Genomic DNA, 8,071 nt, shown 5'->3' on the forward strand with positions numbered 1-8,071 from the left:
GCTCAGCACCCGCCGTACGTCGGGGTCGGCCAGCCGCTCCAGGGTGCGCAGCACGAAAGCCGCGCGCGCCGGCCCGGAGAGCGCCGACAGCCACTGGTCCAGGGCGAGTTCGTCGGCGCCGCCGGAGCGGGGGAACAGCCGCAGCCCCCACACGTGCGGCAGCACCGGCGGGAGTTGGGCCCGCTTGGGCCAGGAGAGCCTGCGCAGCGGCAGACCCGCGTCGAGCGCCTGGCGCAGCACCCGGCCGCGTACGAACACGTAACCGGCGTCCTGCGCGGGCGATCCCGCCTCCGTGGCGCGCGGCGCGGGGATCCCGGTGCCGTCGGATGCCCGTACCTTGCCGCGCGGCAGGGCGCGCTGCACCAGCGCGTGCGCGGTGAGCACCCGCCGGTTGCGGCCGAGCGACGGCGGCAGGACGAGATACGCGATGCGTACGAGACGGGGGTAGTGCTCGACGAGGGACGCCTCGGCCTGGTCGACGCCGACGGGGGCGGCGGAACCGGGGGCGGGGGCTGCGGTGGTGACGGCATCGGTGGGGCGCACGTACCGCAGAACGATCGAATGGTGCGATGGTCACTCCGCCTGGTGCGAGATCGGGCAAACGCGCCATCCCGACGTTCCCCCGCGCGGCGCCGTACGGGCGGGGCACGATGACCGCATGCGTACCGAACGACGAACGGCACCTGCGATCGCGGCCTTGGCCGTGGTTCTGCTCGCGGGGTGCGGCGCGAACGACGACGAGGCCCCCGAGGTGCCGAAGACGGCGACCGGGAGCCTCGAACAGATCGCCTCGAAGGCGAAGTGCGATCCCAACCTGCAGACCGACGCGAGCGAGCTGCGGCAGGCCAACTGCACGACCGGGGACGGCAAGTACGTGCTCGCCACGTTCGCGACCGACCGCGGCCAGCGCGAGTGGATCAACGAGGCGAAGGACTACGGCGGTTCGTATCTCGTGGGCCGCAAGTGGGTGGCCGTGGGCACCCCCACGGTCGTCGCCGCGCTGCGCGGCCGGCTCGGCGGGACGGTGGAGACAGGAGCCTCCCACCAGCCCGGGATGGACATGAGCGGGATGCCGGGGATGGACATGAGCGGGATGCCCGGGATGGAGGGCACGGGCTGAAGCACCGGGCCCGCCGCCCGGCTCCTCCCCGGAACCGGACGGCGGGCGGCGGTGGCGGTGCGGTGCCTCAGCGGCAGCTGCGCCCGCCGTTGATGCAGCTGACCATGCGGTTCATCAGGGCCTCGTCGAAGACGTTGATGAAGTCACCGTGGTCCGTGATGGGCTTGTGCAGCTGCTCGGGGAACGAGTCGAGCGCGAAGCCGGGGCCCGGCGGCACGTCGTACACGATGCGCTGCTGAAGCTGCGGGATCGCCTTGAACCCGGCCGCGCAGCGGCCGTTCTGGTCGGCGAACGCCACGTGGGTGCGGTGGTTGGCGCTGTCGGTGTTCTGACCGTCCCAGCAGCTCTGGAATTTGAATGTACGGACCACCTTGCTGCCCTGGGGGCAGATCGGGTATTTGTCCTTCAGCTGGCGGTTCTCGAATCCGGTGCAGCTCCACGACGCATTGGCGTTGGCGTCACCGTTGGTGAACGCCTTGGCGTCACCGGTGATGATGCGCAGGAAACGCGGCATCGCGGTCACCTTGGCGACCGGACTGCCGACGAACTTGATGCTCGCCTGGGCCGGGGTCTGAATCTCTCCGGCATTTCCTTCCTTGCCGCCGCCGTCCGCGTTGGCGTCGTCCTCGGCCACGCCGTTCTGCAGCCGGACCACCGGCCAGTAATAAGTCGACTTGTCACCGGGGTTGCTGCAGGTGGTCTCGCCCGCCGCGAAAGCGTCGTCGCTGGCGAATGCGTCATTGGCCTTGTTTCCCACGTAATCGTGCACGTGGTGTGCGCCATTGGTCACGCCGGGCGCGACAATGACATTGTCCGAATTGTGCTTGCCCTCCTCATTACGTCCGCAATTGCTGGTGAAACTGCCCTTCGAGCCGCCACGCGCCTGGCGCGGGGTGCGCACGTTGGGCCGGACGCTCTTGATGTCGACGAAGTCGGACGCCTCGGGGCCGTTGCCGCCCTGGCCCGCCTGACCGCCGTCGCCGCCGCCCGTGCCGGGGTCGCCGCTCGGGTCCGCGCTCGGGTCCGCGCTGGGATCGGCGCTCGGGTTGGTGCCCGCGTCCTGGCTCGGTGACGCGCTGGGATCGCCCTGGCCGCCGCCGTTGTCGTCACCCTGCATGGAGCAGGGCGCGAGGTTGTCCAGCCGGTGCGGCCGGTGGCCCGCGCGGCGCAGTGCCTCGTAGATCCGGTTCAGTCCGGTGAGGCGCTGGGCCTTCAGCGGGTCGAGCACCGCGCTCTTGGCGACCGCCGGATCCTGGTCGATCTGCGTCCGCCGGTCGGCGAACCGCTTGTAGGCATCGGTTATCTGACTGTCGATCGCCGCCAGTTGCTGATCCACCTGGGGGCGGGCCGCCGGGGGGACGTCCGTCAACTGGTTGGAGACATCGGGACAGTGGATGGTCGACACGTGATGCCCGGCGAAACGGGTGTGCTGCTGCTGGGACTTACCGGCGTGGCCTTCTCCGGCGGATGCGTAGACATTGACCGCTACCAGCCCACCCCCGCCCAGCAGCAAGGCAGCCGCAGCGGCAATCGCCCGGTTCGCCAGTGTCGAGCGTTTTCTTGTTGCGCGTCGCATGGAACTCCTCAAGCTTCGTTGCCGGTTACAGGGAAATCTGCGGCAGGGGGAGAAGCGCTCCGTTCCATACGGACCGTATTCGAGGACTGTTCAGTCGCTCAGTGAATTCATAGAAATCTCCAGCACCAAACCGGGCGGATACCGCTCATTCCTGCCCGTGGTCGAGATAGGCGATCACGGCGAGGACCCGCCGGTTGTCGTCGTCGGAGACGGGCAGTCCGAGCTTTCCGAAGATGTTCGAGGTGTGCTTCGCCACCGCCCGCTCCGTGACCACGAGTTGGGCCGCGATGGCGGCGTTCGACCGTCCCTGCGCCATCAGTTCCATCACCTCGCGCTCGCGCGGGGTGAGCCGGCCGATGGGCTTGTCCTGGGCCCGCCGGGAGAGCAGCTGCTGGATCACCTGCGGGTCCATCGCCGTGCCGCCGCCGGCCACCCGGCGCACCGCGTCGATGAACTGGTCGGCGTCGAAGACCCGGTCCTTGAGCAGATAGCCGATGCCGCCCGTCCCGTCGGCCAACAGCTCCCGGGCGTAGAGCTGTTCGACGTGCTGGGACAGGACGAGCACCGGCAGCCCCGGCCGCGCGCGGCGGGCGGCGAGCGCGCACTGCAGGCCCTCGTCCGTGTGGGACGGCGGAAGCCGGACGTCGACGACGGCGACGTCCGGCTCCAGTTCGGCGAATGCTCTGGTCAGTTCCGGCCCTGTCTCGACGGCGGCCAGGATCTCGAAGTCGTACGCTTCGAGCATCCGCACCAGACCGTCGCGCAGCAGGAAGAGATCTTCGGCTAGGACAACTCGCAAGGGATCTCCATGGTCACCATGGTGGGGCCGCCGGACGGACTGCTGACGGCCAGGATGCCGTCGAATGTACCGAGCCTGCGCTCAAGTCCGCTCAGTCCCGTCCCGCCGCCGGTCCGCGCGCCGCCCTTCCCGTCGTCGGTGACCGCGACGCGCAGCATGCCCTCGCCGTACGAGACGTCGACCCAGACCCGGTTCGCCTCGGCGTGCTTGACCACGTTGGTCAGCGTCTCGGAGACCGCGAAGTACGCCGCCGACTCGACCGGCGCGTCCGCCCGGCCCGGCAGGTCGACGGCCACCTCGGTGGGCACCGGCAGCCGCAGCGCCAGGGCCTTCACCGCGTCCCCGAGGCCGCGCTCGGCGAGCACCGGCGGGTGGATGCCGCGTACCAGGTCCCGCAGCTCCGTCAGCGCCTCAGCCGACGACTGGCGGGTCTTGCCGATCAGCTCCTTGGCCTTGGCCGGGTTCTTCTCGATCAGCGCCTCGATCGTGCCGAGGTCCATCCCCACGGCGACCAGCCTGGCCTGCGCGCCGTCGTGCAGATCCCGCTCGATACGGCGCAGCTCGGCGGCCGAGGTGTCCACGGCGTCGTGCCGGGACTCGGTGAGCCGGGCGATCCGCAGCGCCTGCTCCTGCTCGTGGTCGGGGGCGATCATCGAGCGGGTCAGGGTGAAGTGCGCCTTGAGCAGGGTGGCGGACCAGCGGTGCCCCGCCACCAGGAGCGCCGCGCCCAGCAGGGCGGCCAGGATGCCCGTCAGCTGGCTGTCGACCGGGATGAAGGCGAACCAGTACGGGTCGTGCCGGAACGCCCGCCACAACCCGGCGGCCAGCACGAATCCCATGACCCCGTAGAGGAACAGCGACGCGCTGACGATCAGGACGGTGAAGCCGGCCGTCATGTCGACCAGCAGCCACCGCAGATCACGCCAGGTCGCCTTGTCCTTGATCAGCAGCGTGGTGCGCTCGACCCGGCCGGTGATGCCGCCCCTGACGTCCTTCGGGAACGGCCGGTACGGCGAAGGGATCAGGACGTCCGACCAGGCGGCGGCGAGCTGCCGCCGCCGGCCGGCGTACTTCCTGACCGCCGTGAGGACGGTGGGAGTGGTGAAGAATCCGACACCGGCCAGGACGAGGGAGATCGACACCACGGACAGGGTGAAGAGGACGATCGAAGCGGCCAGCGCGTAGACCCCCAGGCCCAGCGATCGTGCGCCGGCCACCAGCGCCTCTCGTGTCGTGGTCCCGTTCATCGCGGTCACTCCCTCTCACGGCCGGTCCGGCCTCCGTCGGCCCGACCTCCGGGCTTCGGGTACCAGTCTGACCGGGCCCCGCGCGCCACGGCAGCCGCTTCCGCCCCCGTCCTCGGGTGGTGCTAGCACCACCTTCGGGCAGGGACGGCCGGTGTCTCAGGGAGCGTATTTGTAGCCGACCCGGCGCACCGTCTGGATGGTGTGCCGGTGCTCGGCGCCCAGCTTGCGGCGCAGCCGAGCCACATGCACGTCCACGGTCCGCCCGTCGCCCACGTGCCCGTACCCCCACACCGTGGTGACCAGCTGGTCCCGGGTGTGCACCCGGTGCGGATGCGCGACCAGATGCGCGAGGAGTTCGAACTCCAGGTAGGTCAGGTCGAGTTGGTTGCCGTCGACCAGGGCGGTCCGTTCGGCGCTGTCGATCTGTACGGGACCGGCGCCGGCGCCCGCCGCGCCCTGCTGCTGGGGCGGGACGGCCCGCACGGCGCCGCGCGGGTCGAGATCGGCCGGTACGAGGACGAGGTAGCCGATCATCGGCGGCTGTCCCGGCAGGGTGGGCAGCGTGTGCGGCGGGGCGGGCAGCCAGGTCGCCCCCGGCGGCAGGAAGTCCACCACCTGGGCGGTGGCCGCCTCCTGGTCGATGTCGGACTGCTCGACGGCGCGCAGTCTCGCCGGTTGCGGGTGCAGCGGGGTGGGGGCGTTGCTCGCGGCGGTGGCCACGGAGAAAGAACGGGAGTTCGCCATGAGGGGTCAGCTCTTTCGCGCGAAGGAGTCGCCTGGGCGACGGGACGGACGTGGGTGAGACGGACGTACGTCGTGCGCGGCGGCCGAAGACCTGGGAAGGCTTTAGAGGGCCGACGCGTTCCTTGCGCGGCAACACACCCGGTCGAAGTCGTGATGCTGCCGGGACGGCCAGAACGGCTCCAGGTCGCTGCGACCCGTCGCGGTGTGCTGGAAGCTGGCCATGCCCCCATTGAAGCAGATTCCGGGGCGCCGGACAGCGGGACCGGTGCCAGGAGTACGCAAAGGAGACGGCCGCCTCAGCGGCGGCCGTCTCCCTCGTACGCGCTTCGGAGCCCGCGGGCTCAGACCTGGCCCGCCTTCTCCAGCGCCGAGCAGCAGGTGTCCACGATCAGCCGGGTCACCAGATACGGATCGACGTTGGCGTTGGGCCTGCGGTCCTCGATGTAGCCCTTGCCGTCCTGCTCGACCTGCCAGGGGATACGGACCGAGGCGCCGCGGTCCGAGACGCCGTAGCTGTACTCGTTCCAGGGGGCCGTCTCGTGCAGCCCGGTCAGCCGGTCGTCGATACCGGCGCCGTAGTACTTGACGTGGTCGAGCGGCTTGGAGCCCTCGCCCAGCGACTCGCACGCCGTGATGATCGCCTCGTACCCCTCGCGCATCGCCTTGGTCGAGAAGTTCGTGTGCGCGCCCGCGCCGTTCCAGTCGCCCTTCACCGGCTTCGGGTCGAGCGTCGCCGAGACGGCGAAGTCCTCGGCCGTGCGGTAGAGCAGCCACCGGGCGACCCAGAGCTGGTCGGCGACGTCCAGCGGCGCCAGCGGGCCGACCTGGAACTCCCACTGGCCCGGCATGACCTCGGCGTTGATGCCCGAGATCCCGAGCCCCGCCTTCAGACAGTTGTCCAGGTGCGCCTCGACGATGTCACGTCCGAAGATCTCGTCGGCGCCGACACCGCAGTAGTAACCGCCCTGCGCGGCGGGGAAGCCGCCCTCGGGGAAGCCCAGCGGCCGCGACCCCTTGAAGAAGGTGTACTCCTGCTCGATACCGAAGACCGGCTCCTGCGCCGCGAACCGCTCCTGCGTCTCGGCCAGACCCGAGCGTGTGTTGGACTCGTGCGGCGTCATGTCGATGTTCAGGACCTCGCACAGCACCAGCACGTCGTTCTCGCCGCGCAGCGGGTCGGGGCACGAGAAGACCGGCCTGAGCACCCGGTCCGACGCGTGGCCCTCGGCCTGGTTGGTGCTCGAACCGTCGAAGCCCCAGATGGGCAGCGCTTCGCCGGTCGCCATGATCTTTGTCTTGGAGCGGAGCTTGGCGGTAGGTTCGGTGCCGTCGATCCAGATGTACTCGGCTTTGAAGGTCATACCGCGCAGCTTCGCAACGGACGATTTCTCCGCCATTGCCCGCATGTGAACCGTACGTTACCCGCCCAGTTCCGGCCGTCTCTTCAGAAGACGCCCGAAACCCGCCGAACGGATCCGCCGCACCAGCTCCGCCACATCCGTACCGAGCGCCGCCGCCGTGGACTCCAGACGCCAGTCGTGGGCGGCGAGACTCCTCAGCAGATGGCCACGCTTGATCTGGGCGCCGGAGAGCCGGAACGTCTTGAGATACGCCGTGCGCCCCGCACTGTCCGCGATCAGCTCGCCGATGTGCTGCTCCGCCTGGTCGCGGGCGAACGGCGGCAGGAACCTGCGCAGTTCGAAGTCGCCCATCCGGTACACCCGCTCGTACGAGTACGACGTGGTCAGCAGCTCACGCGCCAGGACCGAGTCGTGCGCGTCGGCCCACTCCCGCTCCTGCGCGAGGGCCGCCGCCCGCAGGTCCGCGAGCGTCGTCAGCGCCCCGGTGTCCCGGATCCGCGCGGTGAACTCCGGTACCGGACCGCCGAAGTACGCGTACTGGTAGAGCAGTTCCCCGTACATGTCCCGCACCAGCGTCGGATGCAGGGCGCGGTAGTCGGCCGGGTGCGGTACGACGAAGGCGGCGGCCAGCGCGTCGGCCGCGTAGACCATGACACCGCACTGGCCGGGGTGGATCTCGAAGATCCGCAGCGCCTCAGCGAGCCCCCGCACGTCGAGCCCCAGGAAGGCGTCCTCCTCGCGCGGTGTGAGCCCCTGCCGTACCGCCTGCTGGGACCATTCGTCCCAGGCGATGGACGGGCCGCCGAAATGCAGCGACAGATAGCCCTCCAGGGCGAGGTGCAGCGGCAGGAAGCGGGCCCGGGCGGCCGGCTTGCGGTGCTTCACCATGCGGTGGTGGTGGCGCACCGGGACGGTGTGCGGCCGGCCGGCGCCGAGCTGGGTGCCGTACGCGGCGCCCTCGCCCCGCCGGCCGTCGTGCCCGCCGCCGTCCTCGCCCGACCAGTCGGCGACGAAGCCGTGCGGGACGTACGACACGTACGCGGTGCGCCGGTCCAGCTCGACGACACCGAAGCTGTCGTAGACCTCGCGGTGCAGCCGCAGCCCGGCGACCGGCTCGTCCCGCACCAGCGGCACCAGCCGGATGCCGCCCCACACCTGCGCGGGCCGGGCGGTGAGCCCGGTCAGGTCGAGCGGGCCCGGATCGAGCCGGGCGGAAGCGAGCCG

At 70.5% G+C, this 8,071-nt stretch carries 7 protein-coding genes and 1 pseudogene; 1 reads left to right on the plus strand and 7 read right to left on the minus strand.

All coding sequences use genetic code 11. From position 1 onward, the window contains the following. Positions 1-543 (minus strand): annotated as a pseudogene (locus HY68_RS45255) (hypothetical protein); the annotation flags it as partial. 115 nt (positions 544-658) lie between these two features. Here HY68_RS45255 and HY68_RS19040 point away from each other — a divergent pair. Beyond that, the gene (locus HY68_RS19040) at positions 659-1,120 is read left to right on the plus strand and encodes a hypothetical protein (protein WP_063779661.1); all 462 of its coding nucleotides are present in this window, start codon (positions 659-661) and stop codon (positions 1,118-1,120) included. 67 nt (positions 1,121-1,187) lie between these two features. Here HY68_RS19040 and HY68_RS19045 read toward each other — a convergent pair whose 3' ends face one another. From HY68_RS19045 to HY68_RS19070, 6 genes are all read right to left on the minus strand, one after another. After that, positions 1,188-2,696, minus strand: coding sequence for a DUF1996 domain-containing protein (locus HY68_RS19045; RefSeq protein WP_041990475.1), 1,509 nt, complete (start codon positions 2,694-2,696; stop codon positions 1,188-1,190). 145 nt (positions 2,697-2,841) lie between these two features. Beyond that, positions 2,842-3,495, minus strand: coding sequence for a response regulator transcription factor (locus HY68_RS19050; RefSeq protein ID WP_041990477.1), 654 nt, complete (start codon positions 3,493-3,495; stop codon positions 2,842-2,844). Next, a complete protein-coding gene (locus tag HY68_RS19055; protein WP_041996583.1) occupies positions 3,480-4,742 on the minus strand; it encodes a sensor domain-containing protein in 1,263 nt (420 codons plus the stop codon). Before HY68_RS19055 ends, HY68_RS19050 begins: the two co-directional genes overlap by 16 nt. Positions 4,743-4,898: 156 nt before the next feature. Beyond that, complete coding sequence (locus tag HY68_RS19060) at positions 4,899-5,486, minus strand: winged helix-turn-helix domain-containing protein (protein WP_041990479.1); 588 nt, start codon at positions 5,484-5,486, stop codon at positions 4,899-4,901. A 341-nt stretch (positions 5,487-5,827) separates the two neighbouring features. Next, entirely contained in the window at positions 5,828-6,847 is a 1,020-nt protein-coding gene (glnII, locus tag HY68_RS19065) for a glutamine synthetase (protein WP_041996586.1), read from the minus strand. 57 nt (positions 6,848-6,904) lie between these two features. Continuing rightward, on the minus strand, positions 6,905-8,032 hold the full coding sequence (locus tag HY68_RS19070; RefSeq protein WP_041996589.1) for a hypothetical protein: 1,128 nt from the start codon (positions 8,030-8,032) through the stop codon (positions 6,905-6,907). Positions 8,033-8,071: the final 39 nt, after the last annotated feature.

Source organism: Streptomyces sp. AcH 505, assembly GCF_000818175.1.
GTDB lineage: Bacteria > Actinomycetota > Actinomycetes > Streptomycetales > Streptomycetaceae > Streptomyces.